Raw genomic sequence first — 24272 nt, 5'->3', positions numbered from 1 at the left:
AATCCGGCGCCGTCGATTGGGCCGGTCCTGCGGGGCCGGCCTTTTTCATGCGCGGGGGAAGCGTCAGCCGCGCGGCATCTGCAAGGTGATGGCGCGTCCGTTCTTGACATAGACAAGGGCGCTCTCGCTGATCGACTGGACGCGCCCACCGTCGAGCCGGTCCCCGGTCTTGACTTTCTCATACTTACCCGAGCCGGGAAGGCGCACGAGCGCGCGTCGGTTGGACGGGGTGCCATAGACGCCGATCAGGTTGATCTTCGACAGGTTGATCGCGTTCGGATCGGTCGCGGCGCGGGCAACGCTGGTCGCGGTCGGGCCGCTTGGGGTCAACGGCTGGGACACGGCGGCGGCCTGCTGGACGGGCTCTGCCGGGCGCTGTGCCTCGGCCCGGCGCACGATGGCCTCCATGTTGCGCGGACGTGACAGCGGCACGAGCGACGCGGTCACGGCCTGCGCGGTGGCGGGTTCCTCGGGTTCGGCCTCGGTGGCCTCTTCCTGCACGGTTCTGGGGCGCAGGACCGGGCGCATGGCGGCCAGTTCGTCCCGCGAAATGCCGCCCAGTGTCGCGCGCTCGCGCTGTTCGATGATGTCATCGGGGCGCGCTTCGGGGCGGAAAGCTTGCAGGCGGTCCAGCGCCTCGGCATCTTCCGGCGCATCGAGTCGCGCCTCGGGTTGCGGTGTCAGGGCGGCTTGCCGCAACGGTGGGATCACGTCGGGCCGCCCGGTAAAGATGCGCAGGCCCTCGGGCGTCAGCGCCCCTTCCGGAGTGGCCCGGATCAAGCCACGCTCGTCGAAATCGAAGGTCATGTCCGCTGGCGGGGGCAGGCCCGGATCTTCCAGCGCGGCATCGGCGGCAAGGCCGGAGGGCTGCGGCAGGGCAACCGCGTCGAATTGCTGAACATTCGGGTCGATCGAGGCGACATAGACGTCATCGACGCCATCCGCAGGCGGCAGCAACGGCGCGCCGGGCGTCCGCTGCCAGATGCCGGTCGCCGCATAGGTGGTCGTGGCTTCCTCGGGGGTCAGGATTCGTGGCTCGACGGGCTGAGCCAGCGGCTCGGGTGCATCGGTCACGGCCGGCTCGCTGTCCAGCGCCGCGAGTTCGACATCCTCCTCCGCTTCGGCCTCGGGGTCGGGCGCGGCGGTTATGGGGGCGGCAGGTTCGGGGGCGGCTGGGGCTTGGGGGTCGACAAGCGCCGTCGGGGCGGCTTCGGGTGCGTCCGGCGCGGGCAGGCTGGCCACCTCGGTCCGGGTCTCGTCGCGGCGGAACAGCGAGGCGAGCCCCTCGTCGAGGAACACCGAAGCCCAAGCCGCGACGCCGATCAGGAAAAGCAGCAGGGCCGCCGTCAGCATCAGGCCGAGAAAGCGCGGTTTGCCACCGATCTTCTGATCCTTGCGCATGCCGAAGACGGTCAGACGCTCGCGTTCATTGAGCGCGACCGAGGCACCGCCCGCAGGGGCGGCGAGGCCGGGTCTTGCGTTCCGGCTCTGGGACAGGCGGGACAAGACGGCGTTGGGTTTCTTCGTGGTGGCGGGCTCCGGTGTCGGCACGGGACCCTGCGTCGCGGCATCGCCCCGCATCGCGGCCAATCGGGTCAGGGGCGACGGCGATTTTGCCTGCGGTCCGGGGGCCATTGGGGCAGCAGCGGCGAGGCCTGCCGCGGCGGCGGCGGCCGCTGCGCCGGGGGCGCTGTCCGCGGGTTTCGCAACGGAGGGCGCCTCGGGCTCCGGCTTTGCCAGGATCGGGGATTTCGGCGCCTGCGGAGAGGGCGTGTCCCGCTCCGGCTTGCGCTTGTCCTTGCCTCGGTCGAGGCCCCGCTTCAGCTTCGCGCCCTTACCGGCCAGCAACCCCTTGCGCTTTTCCTTCTGCGGCGGTGTATCCGCATCGGCGGGCGGCTCGGCGCGCTCCGGCGCCGACAGTTTCGGCGCGGCCGACTCGTCCACCGCAGCTTTCGAGCCGCCCAGAACCGGGTGAAATCGCGGCTCGACGCGGGTCGGCTCTGCGGTATCGCCCAGTTTGAGCGCGCGCGGCGCTGGCGGAATGGTGGCGCCATCGGTGCGGCTGGCGCGGATGGTCGAGAAGCTCACCGGCACGGCGGTCGGCGCCTCGTGGTCCTCGGGCTTGACACCGGCCAAGGGCGGCGCTTGTCCCGGTTCGGGGTCCGACCGGACCGTCGGGGCGGGGCCCGTGTCCTGCGCCGGGGCGGGCGTGATGGCCTGCGGGGCTTCGGCATCATCGCTGTCCGTGTCGGCCTCATCCGCGTCGGGCAGGGGCGCGGCGGTCTCGGCCTGCTGTCTGGCGCGCCGTTCGGCGCGACGGGCGCGGCGTTGCTCGCGCGTGTCCTCGGCTGCGTCCGGGGCGGCGGCGTCGGCATCCGCCGTCGCCTCGGGTTCCTGCGCCTTGGGCAGGGCGGCGTCCGTGTCGCTCACCGGGTCCGCGTCAGAGGACGGCTCGGGCGTCTGGTCCGCTGCGTCGATTTCGACCGGTTTCTCCTCGACCGTGTCGAAGGCCATGGCGATCTGGGGTTCGGGCGTCGTGGGTTGCGGCTCGGGCGCGGCCAGCGGCGTCAGCGCCGCCTCGTCGGCGGGCACGATCTCGATGGCCCGAGGCAACCGGCGCGCGGCCCTGCGCCACGACTTGGCCTTGCCAAAGAAGACAGCGCCGTCGAACTGCCCGTCGGGGGCCTGCGCGGCATAGCTGATCGCGGTGAACCCATGCACCCGTGCAAAGCCTTGCGCCTCGTCCAGCGTTTCGTTGGCGACGGCGGCGATCTGAATCTGCCCGTCCGAGAGGGTGTAGTCAAAGCTCAGGTCCTTGACCTCGTAGGGCGTCGCACCGTCCAATCCGGCGCGGATGGCGATCTCGCGCGCGATCTCGTCACCGCCGAGGTCGGGCAGATCCATGTAGCGGATCTGTTCGTTCGGAAGGATCAGGACGACATCGGTCCCTTTCGGGTCCAGCGACAAGGCCTTGTCGCGCAGCGCGGCCATGGCCGTATCGAGGTCATCGGCCTCGAAGGACACATCGTCGATACGGGCCCAGACATCACCCATGCGGCGCAGCAGGGCGATGCCTTCGAAAGAGAGAGAGAGCGCAAAATTCGGTACCATGGCGCGGGTTCTACCAGTCCTTCGGACCCGGTTGGAGTCCTTATGCAGTCCTTGAACAGTCTATAGCAACTCTTTGCCGACGCAAGGAAAGCCGGGCCAACGGGCATTGCCGCCCCGGCAATCGCGCGCGAATGTGAAGCCAGCTTTCAACCAAGGAGAGACGATATGCGATTCCTGATCCTGTGCCTTGCCCTGGGACTGGGCGCGCCCGTGGCCGCGCAATCCCCCGCGACCCTGACCGTGACCGGCGAAGGGCGTGTCGCCGCGGTGCCGGACATGGCGACGGTGTCTTTGGGGGTCGAGTTCATCGCGCAAGAACCGCTTGCGGCGGTCGACCGCAGCAACGATGCGATCGCAGCGATCCTTGCGCGGCTCGAAGAGATGGGGGTCGAGGCGCGTGACGTGCAGACGGCGAACCTGTCGCTTGGTCAGGTCTGGGACCGGTCCTCGTCGAATGGCCGCGACGAGGTTTCGGGCTATCGGGCCACCAATACGGTCCGGGTGCGGGTGCGCGATCTCGACCGGCTGGGCGAAATCCTTCAGGCGGTGCTGAATGACGGGGCGAACGAACTTTCGGGGCTGAGCTTCGGCCTGTCCGAGCCACGCCCGGTCGAAGATGCCGCGCGCGAGGCGGCGGTCAAGGATGCGCTGGCCAAGGCCGAGTTGCTGGCGGGCGCGGCGGGGGTGACGCTGGGTCCGGTGATGACGATCACCGAGGGCGGCGGAGGCGGCCAGCCGATGTTCGACGCGCCGATGGCCCGGATGGAGGTCGCCTCGCCCGTGCCTGTATCGGCGGGCGAGACCGTGGTCAGCGAACGCGTGACAGTGGTGTTTTCGCTGGGCGACTGAGGGTAGGATGGGTGATCACCCATCCTACTTCAGGTCAGCCTGCGGCGTTCAGCGCCTGATCCAGATCGGCAATCAGGTCGTCGGCGTCCTCGATCCCGATGGAGATCCGCACCACGTTCGGCGCGGCCCCTGCCGCCACCTGCTGCTCTTCGGTCAGCTGGCGGTGGGTGGTCGAGGCCGAATGGATGACAAGGCTGCGCGTGTCACCCAGGTTCGCCACATGGCTGAAGATCTGCAGGCTGTCGACGAACTTGATGCAGGCATCATAGCCGCCCTTCAGCGCCACGGTGAACAGGCCACCGGCGCCATTCGGGCAGATCCGCGCCACGCGGTCGTTATAGGGCGACGAGGGCAGGCCCGCATAGGTCACGAAATCCACCGCCGGATGGTTTTCGAGCCAGCTGGCCACGCGCATGGCGTTCTCCACATGGCGGGCCATGCGCAGCGACAGGGTCTCGATCCCCATCAGCGTATAATGCGCCGCCTGCGGGTTCAGCGTCATGCCGAGGTCGCGCAGGCCGATGGCGATGCCGTGGAAGGTGAAGGCCAGCGGGCCGAAGGTCTCGTGGAACTTGAGACCGTGATAGGCCGGTTCCGGCGCGCTAAGCGAGGGGAACTTGTCCGAGGCGGACCAGTCGAACTTGCCGGAATCGACGACACACCCGCCTGTCACGGTGCCGTTGCCGGTCAGGTACTTGGTCATCGAATGCACGACCAGCGTGGCGCCGTGTTCGATCGGGCGGCACAGGTAGGGCGTGGCCGAGGTGTTGTCGACGATCAGCGGCAGGCCCGCCTTGTCGGCGATGGCCGCGATGGCATCCAGATCGGTAATGTAGCCGCCCGGGTTGGCGATGCTCTCGCAGAACACCGCGCGGGTGTCATCGTCGATGGCGGCTTCGATGGCGGCGGTGTCGTCGAAATCGACGAACTTGGCCGACCAGCCAAAGCGCTTGATCGTCTGGCTGAACTGGGTGATCGAACCACCGTAAAGGCGCGTCGACACGACGACGTTGCGGCCCGGCGCCATCAGCGGGAACAGCGCCATGATCTGCGCCGCGTGACCGGACGAACAGCAGACCGCCCCGGCGCCACCTTCCAGCGTCGCGACGCGTTCCTGCAGCGCGGCGACCGTCGGGTTGGTCAGGCGGGAATAGATGTAGCCGACCTCTTGCAGGTTGAACAGCGCGGCGGCGTGTTCGGCATCGCGGAACACATAGGCCGTGGTCTGGTAAATCGGCACCTGCCGCGCGCCTGTGGCCGGGTCGGGCCGGGCGCCTGCATGGATCTGGAGCGTGTCGAAACCGTAGCTGGGTGCGTCTGTCATGGAATCCTCCCTGTTGTCCCGTGCGCAAAGGGGTATGCGATTGTGTGCCGAGGGACAACGCCTCTTGGACATGCTTCGACAGGGGCGAGCGATGCAAACACGCCACAACTTGGCGGCCCGTCCAACATTAACGTAAAGTATGTTGACGGGCGGCGATCTTTGGACAAAACTCCGGGGCATAAAGTTAAAACCCTGAGGCAAGGAAACACTGACATGGCGACCGAAACCAAAGCTGTTGACCCGAAATCCACCGATGCAAAAGCGGCCGAGGCCAAGAAGAAGGCCAAGGCTCCGCTGACCGCCAATGTGGCGCTGTCGCTGGACGCCAAGGTTCACACCCGTCTGACCCGCATGGCGAAGGCCGAGGGCATGGAACTGGGCCATTACCTGCAAAAAGTGCTGGAAACCCACCTGCTGGAGCAGGCCGAAGAGGGCGACCCGGTGGCCGACCGCCTGCGCGCCAAGCGCGCCGTGATCGACCATGTCGTGACGCTGGCGCAGATGCTGGACAAGGACGGCAAGTTCGACGAGAACTTTGTCCTGACCGTGATGAAGTCCGCCGCGCAAGACGCTGATTTCATGAAGCTTTACAACACCGCGATTGGTGGCGAAGGCAAGAAGGGCGTGCGCCAGCAAAAGCCGCTGAACCAGCAGCTGGGCCGCCTGATCCGCAAGGCCGCCAATGCCAAGACCAAGCGCAGCGAGGAAGGCAAGGCCATGCGCGCGCAGGTCTCGGGCGAGATCATCTCGTCCTATTCGCTGCTGGCGCGGGTCGAAAAGGCCTGATTTTTCGAACTTTGGTGGAAGGCCGGTGCGGTTGCGCCGGCCTTTTGCGTTGCGTGATCCAAATGTGCGCTGACGCGCGCAGGGTTTTGGTGCGTGTTGCGGCGCAATATGCCAGACATGGACCTGCGCCAGTGGCGAGGTCGGATGCCTCCGGCAGGGATATTTGGGGCCCAAAGAAACGAAGCTTGCGTTCAGCCGGTCACCGTTTCGACGCAGAAGACCGTGGGCAGGTGTTGGGCGAGTTCCTGCCAGCTGTCGCCCTCGTCGAAGCTGGCAAAGATGCTGCCGGTATTGGTGCCGAAATAGACGCCGGGCGTGTCGGTTTGGTCGACGGCCATGGCCTGTCGCAGCACGGTGAAATAGCAGTGTTCTTGTGGCAGGCCGGTGCGGCACGCCTGCCACGTGGCGCCGTGATCGCGGGTGCGCCAGACGGCGGCGCTGGCATCGGGCGGGTAGCGGCCCTCGGTGTCGCCATTCAGGGGCAGGGTGAAGGCCGTGCCCGCCTTGGTCGGATGCACGGCGATCGGGAAGCCGAAATGCGAGGGCAGGCCCTCGGTCACATCTTCCCAACTGCGGCCATCATCGCCGGAGCGGTAGACGCCGTGGTGGTTCTGTTGCCAGAGCGTGCCATCGGGACCGCGCATCATGTTGTGGACGCAATGGCCGGTCTCGCCGTCGCGCGGGCCTGCCGGGTGGTGGGTATGGCCGCAGCTGTCGGCGTTGGACAGGCGGTTGCGGCGCTCCCAGCTGGTGCCGCCATCCTCGGTGGCGAATACCCCGGCGGCGGAGATGCCCAGCCACATGCGGGCCGTGTCAGCGGGATCGCTGACGATGGTGTGCAGGGTCAGGCCGACGGCGCCCGGTTGCCAGCTGTCGGCCGAGGGGTGGTCGGTCAGGCTTTCGACGCAGTCCCAGCTTGCGCCGCCATCGTCCGAGGCAAACAGCGTCGCGGGTTTGGCCCCGGCATACAGCCTGTCCCCGGCGCGACCCAGCGACCAGATCGCCTCCACCCGACCGGAATAGGGGGCGGGGGGTGGCACGTCGGTGATGCCGAGCATCCGTGCCGTATCCGGGTCGTTGCGCGCCCATGCGTCCATCTGGCCATCGGCAAGCTTGACCAGGTCCCAATCGCCGCCGCCATTGGTCGAGCGCCAGACACCCGCGCCCCACCATGCGCTGCCGCCCCCAGCCCAAAGCGCGTCACCCGCGCCGATGGCATGGTTGATGCCCCAGCCGCCGCAATGCGGGCCGGTCATCTGCCAGCTTTGCCGCCCATCCTCGGATGTCAGCACGAACAGCCCCTTGCTGGTGCCCACCAGTATCCTCACGCGATCCGCCATACCCGACCCTCCTTTGCGCGGGGGCAGGCTAACACGGGTCCGCGCGCCGACCTAGCGCATCCAGAAGCCCTCGCGCTTGATCTGGTTGCGGATTGCTTGTTCCTTGCGGGGCAGGTCGTCGCGGTCGAACAGGGCGCGGACCTTGGACCCGCGATTCTGGTAGATCATGCGTTTGAACGGGTCGTATTGTTTGAGCACCTTCTTGACGCGGTTCGGTTCCGTGATCCGGGCTAGCAGGTCGACCACGCTGTCGGGTTCGCGTGCATAGAGCAGCGGCAGAACGCGGTAGTGGCACGTCACGGAACCATCCAGCAAGCCGTCGGGCAGGGTGGCGCGCCCACCGCCCAAAGCGTGGATCACCAGCGGCAGGGCGACCTGATCCAGCCACGGGTCGAGGCTTTGGCAAACCAGTTCGCGGGGCGCGTCGTCGCGGATCGCCAACGCATAGTCCAGAAAACGCTGCCCGAAGACATGCGGGCATTCGTAGAAAAAGAAGCCCGCGTTGAAATACAGGTAGCGTTGCCAGTATTCGTCCGGCTGGCTCAGGTCGAGGCTGCTGTCGAAATCCAGCCCGAACCGGTCATAGAGCGACTTCCAGATGTCGGTATAGCCGGGACCGTAGAGTTCGATCTGCGGCCATGTGCCCTCGCGCCGCATCGAGGCCGTGGGGCGTTTGAAGTCGAAGGGCACATCGTCCAGCGGTGACAGCACCAGCGTATCGGTGTCGAAGAACACGAAGGGCTCGCCCTTGGGCAGGGCCAGCAGCGCCTCGATCTTGTTGCCATAGGGGTAGGCGGCGCCGAAATGCAGGCTGTCGAAGGGCAGGATGGTCGCGCCCAGCTCGCGCAGCAACTCGCGCGTCTCGGCATCCTTGATGCGCGGATCGGTGGGCCAGAGCGGGCCGGGCTGCGGTTCGGCCACGAACAGGCGAAAGCGATCCGACGTGCCGGATGCGGCCAGCGACGCGGCGAACAGCACCGCCTCGTATTGCAGGCGCCCGGCCTGCCCGACAATGACAAGATTTACCGTTTGAGCCTGCGCCGCCTTGCGTGCCATGATCGATCTGCCCGTGTTTTCGGGCACTATAGGCGGGAAGGGAAGCCTCCAAAAGCCCGCAGCATGAATTTATCGGAAGGCCTTACCATGCTCGATCTCGTTCTCATCATCATCGCTCTCGGGGTGGGCGTCGCCGGGGGCGGGGCCGATGCGCCGCGCAGTGCCGATGTCCAGCCGCGCATGGGCGGCGAAGAGGCGCCCCCCGGCTATCAGCCCCCGGTGCAGGAAGCCCCCGCACCGCTGCCCTACGCGGCGGAACAGCAGGTGGCGACGGGGCGCTTTCTGACGGCGCTCGAAGTCAAGCCGATCCTGCAGGCAACGCGGCCCAGTTGGCTGGCGGTTCGGGAATTCGACGGCAAGGATCTGGTCTATGTGACCCAGCTCTGGTCCTGGCGCTGCGGTCTGGTGGCGATCCATTTCGGCGTGAATGGCGAAGCGCTGCAACCCTGGCCGCTGCCCGCTTGCCACGAGGACACGAACGCGCCGAACGCGATCCTGCCCGAGGACGGTCTGCCCTATCGGGAATATCCGCTGGGCCATGTCCAGACCATGACGGTCGAGCTGGTCTATGACGATCTGACCACCGACCGCGCCACCTATGACCGCCGCGGGGCGATGATCCCCTGACCCTGCGCGTCAGGCCGCAGGGCGGGGCCGCGCCCCGCCGCCCACCATCAAAGCTCGATGGCTTGCAGGACTTGCGGTTCGATGACGTCAACCCCGGGCAGGGCCGCTGTCAGCTTGTCGGCGGATTGCTCCAAGGCCGGGAAGGTGCGGTAGTGGCAGGGGATGACCGTCTTGAAATCAAAGTATTTCTTTGCGGCGAACCCGGCCAGTGCCATGTCCATCGTGTAGTAACCGCCGGCTGACAGGATGCCGATATCGGGTTTGTAGAACTCGCCGATCCAACTCATGTCGGCCATCACCGTCGTATCCCCCGAGAAGTAGATCGTCTTGCCTTCGCCACGGATCACGTAGCCGATCTCTGCCCCCATGTAGACGCCGCGACCGTCCACCGCGATCGAGGAGGAATGCGAGGCGGGCACCATGTGGACCTCGACTTCGCCGAATTGCAGCATCCCGCCCTTGTTGAAGGCATTGCCCTCTGTCGCGCCCTGACCGAACAGGTACTGCGCCAGTTCGAACATCGCACTGACCGGCGCGCCGGTCTTTTTCGAAACCTCGACGATGTCCTGCGTGTGGTCGAAATGCCCGTGCGTGACAAGGATCTGCGTGGCGCCGTCCAGAACCTGCGCGCTGTCCTGCCCCTCCATCATCGGGTTCCCGTTGATCCACGGGTCGATCAGCAGAACCTGATCGCCGATCTCGATTCGAAAACTGCCATGGCCCATCCAAACGATCTTCATGTCATCCTCCTTGAATTTCCTGCACCGACCCTAGCGCCCAAGCGGCACAAGACCAGCGGTCGTGGGGACCGGCGCCGCGAGATCGATGTGTCGAATTTTCGAAGCATTGTTGCGGAAGCAACACTTGGTAAAGACATATCTCCTAAAACTCTCGCGAAAGCGGAGAAGCCGAATGCAGATGAATCACTCCGAGGCGGGCAGCCGGACTGCCGCGCGTCGCACCATGGTGGACCTCCTTGCAGAGGCGCGCTCGCGCGCGGTGCGCGTGGCCCTGTTCGGGGAATTGCTGCACCGGCCCGACCCGGACGGGCGCGAAACCACGGCTGAGCGGGACAATCACCTTGCGGTCCTGATCGACACCGTCGCCTGGATCGAACGCACCGCGCAACTGGTGACGTCGGGCAGGGACCCGTGGGACAAGTTCCCGGAACCGCTTTGCGCCTGGCTGGTGGGATTCGTCGCGCAAAAGCCCGATCTGCCAGACTATCTCACCCGGATGGCGCAGGTCTCGCGCCGGGTGGCCACCGCCGCCGAGGCCGGGTCAAAGGATCTCGGCCCCGCGTTGCGCGACCATTACGAGGTGCGCCGTCGCGGTTACATGACCGCCCTGACCGATTTCTGCGACATCGTCTGGGCTGAAATCGATCAGCAACGCGATTCCGAACTGGACAGGGCAGAGAAGGCAATGACCGCGACGCGCGGCGCGCTGACCCGGATGGAAAAGATATCGACCCATGTGCGCCTCGTCGCCATCAACGCCGCGATCGAGGCCAACAAGCTGGGCGATCAGGGGCGGGGCATCGCCTTCATCGCGGCCGAGTTCAAGGCGCTGGCCGAAGAGTTGCAGGTGCTGTCCTCGGATGCGCAAAAGAACATGGCAGGCGCGCAGCGCTGAGCGGGGCGCGGCACGGCTCCTGCTTGCGATGCGCGGCCCATGGCGGTAAAGCGCATTCCAAACCCAAGCAAAGAGGCCCGCCCCATGTCGATCGACAAGGAGACCGCCGCGAAAGTGGCCAAGCTCGCCCGCATCAAGGTCGAAGACGATGCGCTGCCCGCGCTCGCGCAGGAATTCAACGATATCCTCGGCTTCATCGAGCAGTTGAACGAGGTCGACGTGGACGGGGTCGAGCCGATGGTCTCGGTCACGCCCATGCGGCTGAAGCGCCGCACCGACGGCGTCACCGATGGCAACATGCAGGACAAGGTGCTGAAGAACGCGCCCGACGCCCGCGAAGGGTTCTTTGCCGTGCCGAAGGTGGTGGAATGATGTCTGACCTGACCAAGCTGAAAATCTCCGAGGCCCGCGACGCGCTGCGCAAGGGCGACGTGACCTCTGTCGAACTGACCGAGGCTTGCCTTGACGCGATTGCCGGGGCCAAGGCGCTGAACGCTTTCGTGCATGATACGCCCGAAATCGCGCGTGAAATGGCCAAGGCCGCCGATGCCCGGATCAAGGCGGGCGACGCGCCCTCGCTTTGCGGCATCCCGCTGGGGATCAAGGACCTGTTCTGCACCAAGGGGGTCGCCTCTCAAGCCGCCTCGAACATCCTTGGCGGCTTCAAGCCGGAATACGAATCCACCGTAACCACGCAGATGTTCAACGATGGCGCCGTCATGCTGGGCAAGCTCAACATGGACGAATTCGCCATGGGCTCGTCGAACGAGACCTCGGCCTATGGCAACGCGGTCAACCCGTGGCGGCGTGGCAATGACGACGCGGCGCTGACGCCGGGTGGCTCGTCTGGTGGCTCTGCCGCCGCTGTCGCCGCCGACCTGTGCCTTGGCGCGACGGGTACCGATACGGGTGGGTCCATCCGCCAGCCCGCCGCCTTCACCGGCATTACGGGCATCAAGCCGACCTATGGCCGCTGCTCGCGTTGGGGCATCATCGCCTTTGCCTCGTCGCTCGATCAGGCCGGGCCGATGACCAAGGACGTGCGCGACGCGGCGATCATGCTGCAAAGCATGTGCGGCCATGACCCGAAGGACAGCACCTCTGCCGATCTGGTGGTCCCGGATTTCGAGGCCATGCTGACCGGCGACATTCGCGGCAAGACCATTGGTATTCCCAAGGAATATCATATGGATGGCATGCCCGAAGAGATCGAGGCCCTCTGGGCCGAGGGCCGCAAGATGTTGCAGGATGCCGGCGCAAAGATCGTCGATATCAGCCTGCCGCACACCAAATACGCGCTGCCCGCCTATTACGTAATCGCGCCCGCCGAGGCGTCGTCGAACCTCGCCCGCTATGACGGCGTCCGCTACGGCCACCGCGCCAAGCTGGGGCAGGGCGACGGCATCACCGAGATGTATGAAAAGACCCGCGCCGAGGGCTTCGGCCCCGAAGTGCAGCGCCGCATCATGATCGGCACCTATGTCCTGTCGGCGGGTTTCTACGACGCCTATTACAACCGCGCGCGCAAGGTCCGGACCCTGATCAAGAAGGACTTCGAGGATGTCTTCGCCGCTGGCGTCGACGCGATCCTGACGCCCGCGACCCCGTCTGCGGCCTTTGGCCTTGGCGAGATGAAGGATGCCGACCCGGTCAAGATGTACCTCAACGACGTCTTCACCGTGACGGTCAACCTCGCCGGTCTGCCGGGCATCGCGATCCCCACCGGGCTCGACAAGCAGGGGCTGCCCTTGGGTCTGCAACTGATTGGCCGCCCGTGGGAGGAAGGCGATTTGCTGAATACCGCCTATGCGCTGGAACAATCCGCAGGCTTTGTTTCCAAACCGGCGAAATGGTGGTAAAGGCCCGCCAAAGACCCTGAGCAGGACCTGGCAGATGCGGTATTTTCTTTGTGGTGTGGCGGCTTTGGCCTTGTCCGCGTGTACGACCTCTGTGCCCGATAGCGGTGCCGGTGTCGTGGATACCGGGCAGGGCGTGGGCTTTGGCAATTACACCGACTATCAGGCAGCCCGCGAACAGGCGCTGGCCTCCGGCCAGCCGATCAGCGTGCCCGGCGCGCCGGATGTCCAAGCCTCCGCGCTGGACGCCCAGCAGGATGCCGCCGCCACCGCCCGCGCTGCGGCGTTGAATTCCGGGATCGAACCGCTTGAGGCCTCGCCCAACAACCCGGCGCCGCAGATCGTCGCGAATGAGCAGGGCATTTCCGGCGAGAACGACTTCGCCGCCGTCTCCGCCGAGCGTGACATCAAGCAGGATGCCGCCCTGATCGCCCAGAATCGCGCGCAATATCAGGTGGTTCAGCCGGAGGCACTGCCCAATCGCCCCGGCACCAACCGCCCGAATATCGTCGAATACGCGCTGCGCACCACCAACCCGGTGGGCACGGCGCTGTATAAACGGGGCGGCTTCAATGCCGAGGCAAGGTATCAGCGCGCCTGCGGCAGCTACGCCTCGGCAGATCTGGCCCAAGAGGATTTCCTTGCCTCTGGCGGGCCGGAACGGGACCGCAAGGGCGTGGACCCGGACGGGGACGGGTTCGCCTGCTCGTGGACGCCTGTCCCCTTCCGCGCGGCCCGTGGCGGCTGAGGCGGACGGGGCGCTTTGGTGCCCCTCGCCGAATGTCGGGTCGCGCCGCGAGGACGCGCGCCCCTCTCTGATCCTGCTCCACTACACCGCGATGGCCTCGGCCGAGGCCGCGCGCGACTGGCTGTGCAATCCCAAGGCCGAGGTGTCCGCGCATTACGTGCTGGCCGAGGATGGGCGCCTGTGGCAGCTGGTGGCCGAGGCCGACCGGGCGTGGCATGCGGGGGCAGGGGCTTGGGGCGCCTTGCGGGACGTCAATTCCCATTCCATCGGGATCGAGATTTGCAATGACGGGGCGCAGCCCTTTGCCGCGCCGCAGATGGACGCGCTGGAGCGTCTGATGCAGGGCATCATGGCGCGTTGGGGGATCGGCCCCGAGGGCGTGGTGGCGCATTCCGATACTGCGCTGGGGCGCAAGATCGATCCGGGACGGCGGTTCGACTGGAAACGGCTGGCGCGGCAGGGCCTCGCCGTCTGGCCCGACCCCGCCGAGCCGGGGGATTTCCTGCACGATGCGGGGCGTTTCGGGTATGATACGACCAATGCGCGGCCAGAGGACGTGCTGAATGCGGTCCGCATGCGGTTTCGCCCTTGGGCCGATGGGCCGCTGGATGACGTGGACCGCAGCCTGATGGCGTCGCTCGCCGCGCGCTATCCCGGGCCGGGTCACTCCAGCTTGTAGGGCAGCACGTCACGGCGGGTGGGCGTGATCGACAGGCGCTTTTCCAGCGGCGGGACCGATCGTTGGTGGCAATTCGTCCGCTCGCAGATGCGGCAGGAAATGCCGATCGGCTCGAAACTGGCGGCGCGAGTAAAGTCCATGTCGTCGGCATAGACCAACCCCGCCGCGTGACGGACCTCGCATCCCAGCGCAATCGCGTAGCGCCGCACGGGCGCGCCGAAATGGCCGCCGGTCTTGGACACGTCCCGCGCGAGGCTGATATAGCGCACGCCGTCCGGGGTTTCGGCCAGCTGCCGCAAAAACCGCCCCGGCGTCTCGAACGCCCGGTGCACGTTCCACAGCGGACAGGCCCCGCCAAAGCGCGCGAATTGCAGCCGGGTGGCGGAGTGGCGCTTGGTGATCGTCCCGGCCTGATCGACCCGGACAAAGAAGAAGGGCACGCCCTTGGCGCCGGGCCTTTGCAGGGTCGACAGCCGGTGCGCGACCTGTTCGATGGACGCGCCAAAGCGCGCGGCGAGCAGTTCCAGATCGTGGCGGGTTTCCTGCGCCGCCGCCAAAAACGCCTTGTAGGGCATCATCGCCGCCCCGGCGAAATAGTTCGCCAGACCCAGCTTGGCGATGGCGCGGGCCTCTTCGGACTGGAAACGCGCCAGATCCAGCGTGGCGTCCAGCAACTGGTTCTGCCGCAACAGCGCCACCTGCACCAGCAGTTGGAAGGTCTGCGTTTCCACCGGCAAGAGCGAGGACAGCGTCAGTTCCTGCTTGTCCGTGTCAAACGCGCGCATCGGCGCGGTCTGCGACAGGCGCACGGTGATGCCACGCGCGGTCAGGCGGGTGACGGCGGCTTTGCGGATGTCGCCATCGGCTTGCAGGATGCTGGCGTAATGCTCGGCGGCGCGGTCCACCGCGTCGATATAGTTGTCGCAGTAATGAAAGAAGTCGCGCACCTCCTCCCACGGGCTGGGCTGAAGTTGCGCACCCTCACGCCCCAGCGCCTCGTCCAGCGAGGCAAGCCGCTCATGGGTTTGCCTGTAGGCCCGGTGCAGCGCCAGAAAGGCGCGGGCGAGGGCAGGGGCATTCGACGCGGTCAGCCGCAGATCGGCCAATTGCGGCGCGGCCTCGCCAAAGACCGGATCGGCCAGCGCCTCGCGCATGTCCGAGACCAGCCGTTCCGCATCGCCCTGACCCAGTTCCGTGACGTCGAACCCGAATTCCTGCGCGAGAGACAGCACCACCGTCGTCGATACGGGGCGGTTGTTGTTCTCCATCTGGTTCAGATAGGGCAGGGAGATGCCCAGCTTGGTGGCAAAATCCTTCTGCGTCAGCGACAGGCGCGTGCGGATGTCGCGCAGCTTTGCGCCTGCATACAGCTTTTGTGTGGCCATCCCTGACGCCCTTTGCAGCTTTGCATATCAAATGCAAATTTGCAGATTGCTCAGGCGAGGTCCAGCCCCGCGAGCCGTTTCTCGCGCCGGATGACCAGAAGGATGGCCATGATCGAGGTGACTGCCGACAAGAGCATCAGCCACAAGAGCGGCCAAGCGCCGGTTTCCGGTGCCAAAAGCGCCCCCGCCAGTGACGACATCGCCGCGCCGCCCAGCAGCATGATCGCGCCCGCCAGCCCGCTGGCCGTGCCCGCCAGATGCGGGCGCACCGACAATGCGCCTGCGGTGGCGTTGGGGATGGTCATGCCGTTGCCGAAGCCGACGAAGGTCATGAAGCCAAAGAAGGTCAGCGCCGATCCCATGTCGAGCGCGAAGATCATCATCGACAGCGCCATGCCGACGAGGATGATGAAGCCGCCCCACAGGATCATGCGGTTGATCCCGACGCGGGCGGAATAGGTGCCCGACACCCAGTTGCCGAGGAAATAGCCCACCGCGGGCGCGCCGAAATACAGGCCCAGCACGGTCGGGCTGAGGTTGAACACCTCGGACCCGACGAAGGACGCGCCGCCCACATAGGAAAAGAACGCCCCCGACGAGAACGCGCAGGCCAGGGCATAGCCCCAGAACCGCGGCGAGGTCAGCAATTCGGGGTATTCCCGGAACTGCTGGCCCAGCGTCAGGCCGCTTTTGGCAGCCGTCTCGCCCAGATCCTGCCAGCACAGCCACAAGAGCGCCGCGCCAAACAGGAACATCACCCAGAAATTCGACTGCCAGCCAAAGGCCTCGGCCAGCGCGCCCCCCGCGACAGGGGCCAGCATCGGCACGACGGACATGCCCATGGTGACATAGCCGATGCGGCTTGCGGCCTCATCCGGCGGATAGAGATCGCGCACCACGGCACGGCTCAGCACCATCGCCACGACGATGGTGGCCTGCGCCATGCGGAACATCAGGAAGACGTAGATGTCGGTCGCCAGCAGGCAGCCCAGCGTCGCCAGCAGGAAGATCGCCGTGCCCCACAGGATGATCGGCCGCCGCCCCATCTTGTCGCTCATCGGTCCGATGAAGATCTGCAAGATGGCGTTCATCAGCAGGTAGCCCGAGACCGACAACTGCACGAGCCCGTAATCCGCTTGAAACCAGTCCGCCATGGCGTTCAGGCTGGGCACGAAGATGTTCATGACCAGCGCGGACATGCCGGCCATCAGGATCAGGGTCGAGATATGGGGCGGGGTGGCGCGATCGAGAAAGCGCACGGGTGCAGCATTGGACATTCCGTGGTGTTAGTGCGCTTCGTGGGCCTTGGCAATAATTACATGACGTCGGCATGTATCATTGCACGTGGCTTCGCGCATTTGCAATTTTCACATTGCTGACTTTTCCATGTTTGCAAATTTGCGAGGAAATCCTTGTGATGCTGCGTTTGCATAGTATGTTCCCGCCAGATCAAAAGGGGCCGCCAGATGAAAGACATTATCCAGGAATTGCAGGATCGCCGTGAAAATGCCCGTCTGGGCGGCGGGCAGAAACGCATCGACGCGCAGCACGCCAAGGGCAAGCTGACCGCGCGCGAGCGCATCGAACTGCTGCTCGACGAGGACAGCTTCGAGGAATACGACACATTCAAGGCGCATCGCTGCACCGATTTCGGCATGGAACAGAACCGTCCCTATGGCGACGGCGTCGTGACCGGCTGGGGCACCATCAACGGCCGCATGGTCTATGTCTTCTCGCAGGACTTCACCGTTCTGGGCGGCTCGGTGTCCGAAACCCACGCGGAAAAGATCTGCAAGATCATGGATATGGCGGTGCAGAATGGCGCGCCGGTGATCGGCCTGAACGACTCCGGTGGTGCGCGTATCCAGGAGGGCGTCGCGGCTCTGGGTGGCTATGCTGAGATTTTCCAGCGCAACATCATGGCCTCGGGCGTGGTGCCGCAGATTTCCGTCATCATGGGGCCATGCGCCGGTGGCGCGGTCTACAGCCCCGCGATGACCGACTTCATCTTCATGGTCAAAGACTCGTCTTACATGTTCGTCACCGGCCCCGACGTGGTGAAGACTGTGACCAACGAGGTCGTCACCGCCGAGGAACTGGGCGGCGCGTCGACTCACACCAAAAAGTCCTCGGTCGCCGATGGCGCGTTTGAAAACGATGTCGAGGCATTGGCCGAGGTGCGCCGTCTGGTCGACTTCCTGCCGCTGAACAACCGCGAAAAGCCGCCCGTCCGGCCCTTCTTTGACGATGTGACGCGGCTGGAAAGCAGCCTCGATACGCTGATCCCCGAAAACCCCAACATGCCCTACGACATGAAGGAGTTGATCACCAAGGTTGCGGATGAGGGCGATTTCTACGAAATCCAGAAGGACTTTGCCGGCAACATCATCACCGGCTTCATCCGGCTCGAAGGCCAGACCGTGGGCGTCGTCGCCAACCAGCCGATGGTGCTGGCCGGATGTCTGGATATCGACAGCTCGCGCAAGGCCGCGCGGTTCGTGCGGTTCTGCGACTGTTTCGAAATCCCGATCCTGACCTTCGTCGACGTGCCGGGCTTCCTGCCGGGGACGTCTCAGGAATATGGCGGCGTCATCAAGCACGGCGCGAAGCTGCTGTTCGCCTATGGCGAGGCGACCGTCCCCAAGGTCACCGTCATCACCCGCAAGGCCTATGGCGGGGCCTATGACGTGATGGCGTCCAAGCACCTGCGTGGCGACGTGAACTATGCTTGGCCCACGGCAGAAATCGCCGTGATGGGGGCCAAGGGCGCGACCGAGATCATCCACCGCGCCGATCTGGGCGATGCGGAGAAGATCGCGGCCCATACGGCGGAATATGAAGACCGCTTTGCCAACCCGTTCGTCGCCGCCGAGCGCGGCTTTATCGACGAGGTGATCCAGCCGAAATCGACCCGCCGCCGCGTGTCCAAGGCGTTCGCCATGCTGCGCAACAAGCAGCTGACGAACCCGTGGAAAAAGCACGACAATATTCCGCTCTGAGCCATGTCGAACGGGGGGGATCAGACCGCGCCGCGGCGCGTGAAAGGCGGCTGGCACGAGGCGCGTGCGGCGGGCAGCTATACGCTGGCCCGCCAATGGCCGCCGCGTTTCGACGTGTCCGCCGATGCGCGCTTTCCCGCCGTCCGGCGGGGGCGTCTGGCGCGTCAGATCCGGCAGGATCTTTGGCGCGCATTAAAGGGGTTGCGCGGATTTTCCCCCGTGATACAGATTGCCGCAGCGGAAGACGGCTTGACCGTGACGGCCGGGGGCAGGTTGCCCACCAACGTGCCGGGGGTCGAAACGCAAATCCGCGAGTTGCTTCAGGACCCGGCCCATCGTGCGCGCTGGATCGCCTGGGCAAAGGAGCGCGACGCATGAGCGCGCGGGTGTTTGCAGCGGATGGTCTCCGCACCGATGTTACTGCTCCGGACACGTCCGGAGCGCGCGCAGCCCCGGCGGGAGGAGCCTGGAAACGGGGTCGGGGCTGCTGCGCCAGTCTATCCATCATCGCAACCGTCCTGAGCCTTGGGGCAGGGGTCTCTGCCGAACCGGTCGAGACTGGCTCGGGCGTGGTCTACCAGTTCCATGACATCATCGACGAGGCCCCCACCTACCGCCTGCGCTTCGTGGTCCAGGGGCTGGGCGGAGAGGCGCTGACCTATGGCGATCTGGCCGATGATTTCGGCCTGCTCTGCGCCGGTTTCGCGCTGCCGCGACTCTCTGAATCGGAAGCCGATCCCGAAAGAGTCGTCATCGCCCTGATGTCCAAACCGATCGATTTCGGCGTTATGGACCCCGACGCAACGCAGTTTTTCGAGAGTTTCACCGTCGAAAACGACTCCTGCATCTGGGAGGCTTTTTGATGAGACCACAATATCTTGCGGGCCGACTCTCATGTGGACAACTTTCTGAGGCTTCTCTGTCACAGGCCGGACTTCTGCCGAGCCGTGCGTATCTTTTCCACAGGTCGCGCGTTATCTTGTGGGACGATTGCACCCAAGCAATCGGTACCTCGAAACGGGGACAGGCAGGGTACATACGCCCGGTCGGTTTCAATGAAAGTGACAGGAGTAAGAGATGTCCAAGAGCATCAAACTGCTTGCCATGTTCGCGCTCGTCGCAGGCGTGTCCGCATGCGGTGGCAACGCACCGGAAGAAGAATACGTCGTGGTCGACCCCGAGCCGATCAGCGTCGAGCCGGTCTACACAGGCAAGTACAAGTAAGACTTATTCGGGGCGGGCGTTCGCGTCCGTCCCGCTTTCGCGCCCCGCATCCGGGCGCGCGCTTCACCTGACCCTTTCCACGCAAGCACAGGAGGGGGGCGCATGCTGAAGCACCGTGGCTTCCCGGGCCGCATGCCGGGCACCGATTTCCAATTCGTCATTCGCCGCGCCAACCCCAAGGGCGTCACGCCGCTCAAGCGGCTGGAACGCTATCGCGACCGCCGCCCCGCCGACAAGCGCGCCGATGCCGCCTTCATGAAGGCGCTGTGGGAGCATTTCGGCGACCAGCCCTTCGAGCGCGGCAATCTGGATGCCGGGCGCCTGTCGTGGCTGTTCGGGCGCGAGGTAAAGCCCGCCGAAGAGCCGTTCGATCCCGCCAGCTATGACGCGCTTCTGGTCATCGACGAACGCCTTGCGCGGACCTCCTTTCCGGACGCCTTCGATCAAGACGCCTTCGATGAAAACGACCTCGACGCAGAGGATGACGAGGACGATTGGGCATGATTCCGCGCGTGGACAGGCAATTTGCGCAATCAACCGCCGATAGAGTCGGCGGCTCGCGCGACGGGCTTGCGCGCGTTCGGCAATCTGGCACCGTGATCTCGGGTCAGGCCCGCGCCCGCATGTCGACACGGGCCTGTCCCATCCCTTCCCCTTGCGGAGGTCACGTGCAGTCCCCATCGCGTGACCTCCGCCCTTTCGGCGGGCGGGGCGTATTTTGGACCACCTGCATGGGAACCGTCGGCGCGGGTCGCGCGTTTCTCCGTCACATACACGGGGCGCGCCTGCGCGCGGCCCTGAACCGAACGGAGACAGTGAAATGCCCTTCAAGACCTTCACCCTTGCCATCATCGCCTGCATTGGCCTCGCGGCCTGCGAAGGCACGGATTTCGAACGTGGCGCGCTCGGCGCCGGTGTCGGGGCCGCAACCGCTGCGGCAACCGGGCGCAGCGTTGCCGCAGGCGCGGCTGTCGGTGGCGCGGCTGGGATCGTCTGCGACGATGTCACGCCCGAACTCTGCCGCGACACGCAGTAATTCCACGGGCCACGCGCCCGCCTCAGATCAATCACCAACCGCCCCGGGCCCCGATGCCCGTGGGCGGTTTTTTCATGCCGTGACGTGTGCCCGTGCGGGCCAATAAAGAAGGGACAGACATGTTCGAAAAGATCCTGATCGCCAACCGGGGCGAGATCGCCTGCCGGGTCATCAAGACCGCCCGCCAGATGGGCATCAAGACCGTCGCGGTCTATTCCGACGCGGACAAGCACGCGCTGCATGTCGAGATGGCCGACGAGGCGGTGCATATCGGCCCGCCGCCCGCCAACCAGTCTTATATCGTGATCGACAAGATCATGGACGCCATCAAGCAGACCGGCGCGCAGGCGGTGCATCCGGGCTATGGCTTCCTGTCGGAGAACCCGAAATTCGCCGAGGCTCTGGAAGCCGCCGGTGTCGCCTTCATCGGGCCGCCGGTGAAGGCCATCGAGGCGATGGGGGACAAGATCACCTCGAAGAAGATCGCGCAGGAGGCCAATGTCTCGACCGTGCCCGGCTATATGGGTCTGATCGAGGACGTCGAGGAGGCGGTGAAGATCTCGAACGAGATCGGCTATCCGGTGATGATCAAGGCCTCGGCTGGCGGCGGCGGCAAGGGGATGCGGATCGCGTGGAACGATGAGGAATGCCGCGAGGGCTTCCAGTCGTCCAAGAACGAGGCGGCCAGCAGCTTTGGCGATGACCGCATCTTCATCGAGAAATTCGTGACGCAACCGCGCCATATCGAGATTCAGGTGCTGTGCGATGCGCATGGCAACGGCATCTACCTCAACGAGCGCGAATGCTCGATCCAGCGCCGCAACCAGAAAGTGGTCGAAGAGGCGCCCAGCCCCTTCCTTGACGAGGCCACCCGCAAGGCGATGGGCGAGCAGTCCGTCGCGCTGGCCAAGGCCGTGGGCTATGCATCGGCGGGCACCGTGGAATTCATCGTCGATGGCGACCGGAACTTCTACTTCCTCGAAATGAACACCCGTTTGCAGGTGGAACACCCGGTGACCGAGCTGATCACCGGCGTCGATCTGGTCGAGCAGATGATCCGCGTCGCCAATGGCGAGCCGCTGTCGATCAAGCAAGAGGACGTGCAGCGCAACGGCTGGGCCATCGAAAACCGTCTATACGCCGAGGACCCGTATCGCGGCTTTTTGCCCTCTATCGGTCGTCTGACCCGCTACCGTCCGCCTGCCGAAGGCAAGCTGGGCGCAGGCATCGTGCGCAATGATACCGGCGTCTACGAGGGCGGCGAGATCAGCATGTATTATGACCCGATGATCGCCAAGCTGTGCACATGGGCACCGACCCGCGCCGAGGCGATCGAGGTGATGCGCAATGCGCTCGACAGTTTCGAGGTCGAAGGCATCGGTCACAACCTGCCTTTCGTCGCCGCCGTGATGGATCACCCGAAATTCATCAGCGGGGACATGACCACCGCGTTTATCGCCGAGGAATACCCCGAGGGCTTCGAGGGCGTTACGCTGGGCGAGGACGGGCTGAAGAAGATCGCCGCCGCCGCCGCCGCCATGAACCGTGTCGCCGAAATCCGCCGCACCCGGGTGTCGGGGCGTCTGGACAACCACGAACGCCGCGTCGGCACCGAATGGAACGTCGCGCTGCAAGGGGTCGATTTCGACACGACCATCGAGGCGGATCACGACGGCTCCACCGTCAAGTTCGCCGATGGGACCAAGGCCCGCGTCGAGGGTGACTGGACGCCTGGCGACAGCCTCGCGCGGATGCTGGTCGATGGCGAGGGGCTGGTGCTGAAGGTCGACAAGATCACCCAAGGCTTCCGCATCCGCTCGCGCGGGGCCGACCTCAAGGTGCATGTGCGCACCCCGCGTCAGGCCGAACTGGCCAAGCTGATGCCGGAAAAACTGCCGCCCGACACGTCCAAGATGCTGCTCTGCCCGATGCCGGGTCTGGTGGTGAAGGTGAACGTGGCCGAGGGCGACGAGGTTCAGGAGGGGCAGGCGCTTTGCACCATCGAGGCGATGAAGATGGAAAACATCCTGCGCGCCGAGCGCAAGGGCGTGGTGTCCAAGATCAACGCAGAGGCGGGCGACAGCCTTGCCGTTGACGCGGTGATCATGGAATTCGAATGATGACACGGGGCGGGCTTTGGCTGCGGCATGGTCTGGCGTTTGGCGCCGGGCTGGCCGTGCTGTTCGGCGCGGGCGAGGGGGGCGTGGCCCTGTTCGCCGGGCTGAAGGGCTCGCCCCTTGTCTGGCATCTGGTCATCGGGGCGCTGGCCGTGGTGCTGGCGACCCTGACCTATGCGGGTGTGATGCGGGTCATGGCAGGCGCGGCCCTGATGCCGGTCTTTGCCGGGGCCTTGGGGCTGGTGATCGCGGGCTTTGCTGCGATGACGGGGCTGATCTATGCGGGCCTGACCCCGTGGGAGGCGTTGGTGCCCTGTGCCTTGGGTGTCTTTGCCTTTGGCGGATTGCGGATGACGCGCCGGTGATCGGGCCTCTTTCATATCGCGCGGAAACGCATCCTTCAGGATTGGCCTGTATCGTCCCGCCTCATGACGGGTTTGCGACGATGGCTGATGCGGGGGCTTGCGGGGCTGGCGATGGTGCTGGCGCTGACCGCCTGCGCGCTCGACGAGGAAGAGGAGCTGAGGGACTATCTCAGGAAATGGGTCTTTCTCGCGCAGACGAAACACTTCGTCTCGAAATCGACCTGCACGATTGCGGTGTTCGAACTGGCGGCGGACACGCTGCGCTCTGCCGGGCCACGGCAGGTGCACGACTTCCGCGAGGCGCTGTTGTTGATCAAACAGGGGCGCGCGGTCTGGTTCGACATGCCGGGGGTCACCCCGCACGAGGTGTCGCGCGGGATCATGTCGCTGGATTTGCCTGCGGGGCTGGGCCTTGTGTCTGCGGGGGTCGGCCCGGCGCTGGATTGCATCAAGGACCCGGCGATTTCCAACGGCTTTCACGCCGTCATCACCTCGCCACAGGCGGTGACGATCTACGACCCGGCGCACAATGCGCTGTTGATGATCTACCCGCCGGAAATGCTGCTGCTGTTCATGCGGGGCAACGTCTAGCTCAATTCCGAAGCGCGTCGCGCCGGTCGCGTATTTCCTGCTGGCGCAGCGGCAGCTTGTCGATGGACCTGCTGATTTCGCGCACGTCCCAAGGGGATGGTTTGCGGATCACGATGGTGCCGTCCTTGGCCAGCACCACCAGCATGAAACCGCGCGCCCGCAGTTTTTGCCGCACATCGCTGCGCGCGCCCGGGTCGGTATCGGTGATGACCACCACATCGCGATCTTCGAGCGGGTCGAGCCGCTCGAGGATCAACTGCATCTGCTGCACGTATCGCGGATCGGCGGCGCTGTCGGCAAAGACCACGACAGGCCGTTTCAGCCACAGGAACTCGTCCAGGGTCACGTCGGCGGCGGGCAGAATGATCTCTTCCGGGTCGATCGTGGCCAGAGCCTCGTCCTCGGGGGCGGCGTTTTGGGCGGCCAGCGGAGAGGCGGTTAGCCAAACCGCTGCAAGGGCGATGAAAAACATGTTCATGTCCAAGCATATATGTCGTGTTGACGGGTCTGCACAGGGCCATGCCCTCCCAGAACAGCAAAATTT

General features: G+C 65.4%; 25 protein-coding genes. 17 read left to right on the top strand and 8 right to left on the bottom strand.

What is annotated here, in order from left to right:
* Positions 1–63: 63 nt before the first annotated feature.
* Positions 64–3111: a hypothetical protein gene (locus D8Z78_RS14865; protein ID WP_121631606.1), complete on the bottom strand. Its 3048-nt coding sequence runs from the start codon at positions 3109–3111 to the stop codon at positions 64–66.
* Positions 3112–3276: 165 nt separating this feature from the next.
* On the opposite strand from D8Z78_RS14865, the gene D8Z78_RS14860 reads away from it, so the two are divergent.
* Positions 3277–3960, top strand: coding sequence for an SIMPL domain-containing protein (locus D8Z78_RS14860; RefSeq protein WP_121631607.1), 684 nt, complete (start codon positions 3277–3279; stop codon positions 3958–3960).
* Positions 3961–3994: 34 nt separating this feature from the next.
* On the opposite strand, the gene D8Z78_RS14855 is transcribed toward D8Z78_RS14860, so the two are convergent.
* Complete coding sequence (locus D8Z78_RS14855; RefSeq protein WP_121631608.1) at positions 3995–5284, bottom strand: O-acetylhomoserine aminocarboxypropyltransferase/cysteine synthase family protein; 1290 nt, start codon at positions 5282–5284, stop codon at positions 3995–3997.
* A 213-nt stretch (positions 5285–5497) separates the two neighbouring features.
* Between D8Z78_RS14855 and D8Z78_RS14850 the strand changes: the two genes are divergently transcribed.
* Complete coding sequence (locus D8Z78_RS14850; protein WP_121631609.1) at positions 5498–6070, top strand: hypothetical protein; 573 nt, start codon at positions 5498–5500, stop codon at positions 6068–6070.
* A gap of 191 nt (positions 6071–6261) precedes the next feature.
* Here D8Z78_RS14850 and D8Z78_RS14845 read toward each other — a convergent pair whose 3' ends face one another.
* Both D8Z78_RS14845 and D8Z78_RS14840 read right to left on the bottom strand, forming a co-directional pair.
* Positions 6262–7410, bottom strand: a complete 1149-nt coding sequence (locus D8Z78_RS14845) for a beta propeller repeat protein (protein WP_121631610.1) — start codon at positions 7408–7410, stop codon at positions 6262–6264.
* A 51-nt stretch (positions 7411–7461) separates the two neighbouring features.
* Positions 7462–8466 (bottom strand): hypothetical protein, encoded by a 1005-nt coding sequence (locus D8Z78_RS14840; RefSeq protein ID WP_121631611.1) that lies wholly within the window; start codon positions 8464–8466, stop codon positions 7462–7464.
* Between the two features lie 87 nt (positions 8467–8553).
* On the opposite strand from D8Z78_RS14840, the gene D8Z78_RS14835 reads away from it, so the two are divergent.
* Positions 8554–9093, top strand: coding sequence for a hypothetical protein (locus D8Z78_RS14835; RefSeq protein WP_240672139.1), 540 nt, complete (start codon positions 8554–8556; stop codon positions 9091–9093).
* Positions 9094–9140: 47 nt separating this feature from the next.
* Here the strand turns inward: D8Z78_RS14835 and D8Z78_RS14830 are convergent, their stop codons facing one another.
* Entirely contained in the window at positions 9141–9833 is a 693-nt protein-coding gene (locus tag D8Z78_RS14830; protein ID WP_121631612.1) for a metal-dependent hydrolase, read from the bottom strand.
* 172 nt (positions 9834–10005) lie between these two features.
* Here D8Z78_RS14830 and D8Z78_RS14825 point away from each other — a divergent pair, with 172 nt between their 5' ends.
* The 5 genes from D8Z78_RS14825 (at position 10006) to D8Z78_RS14810 (ending at position 14011) form a co-directional block, all read left to right on the top strand.
* Complete coding sequence (locus D8Z78_RS14825) at positions 10006–10728, top strand: hypothetical protein (RefSeq protein ID WP_121631613.1); 723 nt, start codon at positions 10006–10008, stop codon at positions 10726–10728.
* 84 nt (positions 10729–10812) lie between these two features.
* Positions 10813–11100, top strand: a complete 288-nt coding sequence (gene gatC, locus D8Z78_RS14820; protein WP_121631614.1) for an Asp-tRNA(Asn)/Glu-tRNA(Gln) amidotransferase subunit GatC — start codon at positions 10813–10815, stop codon at positions 11098–11100.
* Positions 11100–12587 (top strand): Asp-tRNA(Asn)/Glu-tRNA(Gln) amidotransferase subunit GatA, encoded by a 1488-nt coding sequence (gene gatA / locus D8Z78_RS14815; protein WP_121631666.1) that lies wholly within the window; start codon positions 11100–11102, stop codon positions 12585–12587. The genes gatC and gatA overlap by 1 nt, the downstream gene beginning before the upstream one ends.
* Before the next feature lie 34 nt (positions 12588–12621).
* Positions 12622–13332: a hypothetical protein gene (locus tag D8Z78_RS24990; protein ID WP_240672138.1), complete on the top strand. Its 711-nt coding sequence runs from the start codon at positions 12622–12624 to the stop codon at positions 13330–13332.
* Positions 13322–14011, top strand: a complete 690-nt coding sequence (locus tag D8Z78_RS14810) for an N-acetylmuramoyl-L-alanine amidase (protein ID WP_240672137.1) — start codon at positions 13322–13324, stop codon at positions 14009–14011. Before D8Z78_RS24990 ends, D8Z78_RS14810 begins: the two co-directional genes overlap by 11 nt.
* Here the strand turns inward: D8Z78_RS14810 and D8Z78_RS14805 are convergent.
* Both D8Z78_RS14805 and D8Z78_RS14800 read right to left on the bottom strand, forming a co-directional pair.
* Entirely contained in the window at positions 13996–15396 is a 1401-nt protein-coding gene (locus tag D8Z78_RS14805; RefSeq protein WP_121631616.1) for a helix-turn-helix domain-containing protein, read from the bottom strand. The genes D8Z78_RS14810 and D8Z78_RS14805 overlap by 16 nt on opposite strands.
* Before the next feature lie 50 nt (positions 15397–15446).
* Positions 15447–16673 (bottom strand): multidrug effflux MFS transporter, encoded by a 1227-nt coding sequence (locus tag D8Z78_RS14800; protein ID WP_121631617.1) that lies wholly within the window; start codon positions 16671–16673, stop codon positions 15447–15449.
* Positions 16674–16862: 189 nt separating this feature from the next.
* On the opposite strand from D8Z78_RS14800, the gene D8Z78_RS14795 reads away from it, so the two are divergent.
* From D8Z78_RS14795 to D8Z78_RS14760, 9 genes are all read left to right on the top strand, one after another.
* Positions 16863–18395 carry an acyl-CoA carboxylase subunit beta gene (locus D8Z78_RS14795; RefSeq protein ID WP_121631618.1) on the top strand — a complete coding sequence of 511 codons (1533 nt, stop codon included), beginning with the start codon at positions 16863–16865 and terminating at the stop codon, positions 18393–18395.
* 39 nt (positions 18396–18434) lie between these two features.
* Entirely contained in the window at positions 18435–18773 is a 339-nt protein-coding gene (locus D8Z78_RS14790) for a hypothetical protein (RefSeq protein ID WP_121631667.1), read from the top strand.
* The gene (locus D8Z78_RS14785; RefSeq protein ID WP_128910796.1) at positions 18770–19258 is read left to right on the top strand and encodes a DUF6497 family protein; all 489 of its coding nucleotides are present in this window, start codon (positions 18770–18772) and stop codon (positions 19256–19258) included. The genes D8Z78_RS14790 and D8Z78_RS14785 overlap by 4 nt, the downstream gene beginning before the upstream one ends.
* 214 nt (positions 19259–19472) lie before the next feature.
* Positions 19473–19619, top strand: a complete 147-nt coding sequence (locus D8Z78_RS24645) for a hypothetical protein (protein WP_164932975.1) — start codon at positions 19473–19475, stop codon at positions 19617–19619.
* Between the two features lie 102 nt (positions 19620–19721).
* Entirely contained in the window at positions 19722–20123 is a 402-nt protein-coding gene (locus D8Z78_RS14780; RefSeq protein ID WP_121631620.1) for a hypothetical protein, read from the top strand.
* 316 nt (positions 20124–20439) lie between these two features.
* Complete coding sequence (locus D8Z78_RS14775) at positions 20440–20655, top strand: hypothetical protein (protein ID WP_121631621.1); 216 nt, start codon at positions 20440–20442, stop codon at positions 20653–20655.
* A gap of 119 nt (positions 20656–20774) precedes the next feature.
* A complete protein-coding gene (locus tag D8Z78_RS14770; RefSeq protein ID WP_121631622.1) occupies positions 20775–22775 on the top strand; it encodes an acetyl-CoA carboxylase biotin carboxylase subunit in 2001 nt (666 codons plus the stop codon).
* Complete coding sequence (locus D8Z78_RS14765; protein WP_121631623.1) at positions 22772–23137, top strand: hypothetical protein; 366 nt, start codon at positions 22772–22774, stop codon at positions 23135–23137. The genes D8Z78_RS14770 and D8Z78_RS14765 overlap by 4 nt, the downstream gene beginning before the upstream one ends.
* 63 nt (positions 23138–23200) lie before the next feature.
* Entirely contained in the window at positions 23201–23728 is a 528-nt protein-coding gene (locus D8Z78_RS14760; protein ID WP_121631624.1) for a hypothetical protein, read from the top strand.
* A gap of 1 nt (position 23729) precedes the next feature.
* Here D8Z78_RS14760 and D8Z78_RS14755 read toward each other — a convergent pair whose 3' ends face one another.
* Positions 23730–24200 carry a DUF4174 domain-containing protein gene (locus D8Z78_RS14755; protein WP_121631625.1) on the bottom strand — a complete coding sequence of 157 codons (471 nt, stop codon included), beginning with the start codon at positions 24198–24200 and terminating at the stop codon, positions 23730–23732.
* Positions 24201–24272 lie beyond the last annotated feature (72 nt).

The sequence above is a fragment of the Tropicibacter alexandrii genome, from assembly GCF_003667315.2.
In the GTDB taxonomy this organism is placed as follows: Bacteria; Pseudomonadota; Alphaproteobacteria; order Rhodobacterales; family Rhodobacteraceae; genus Tropicibacter; species Tropicibacter alexandrii.
The sequence above is the reverse complement of the archived record's forward strand: the minus strand, read 5'-3'. Positions and strand labels throughout refer to the sequence as shown.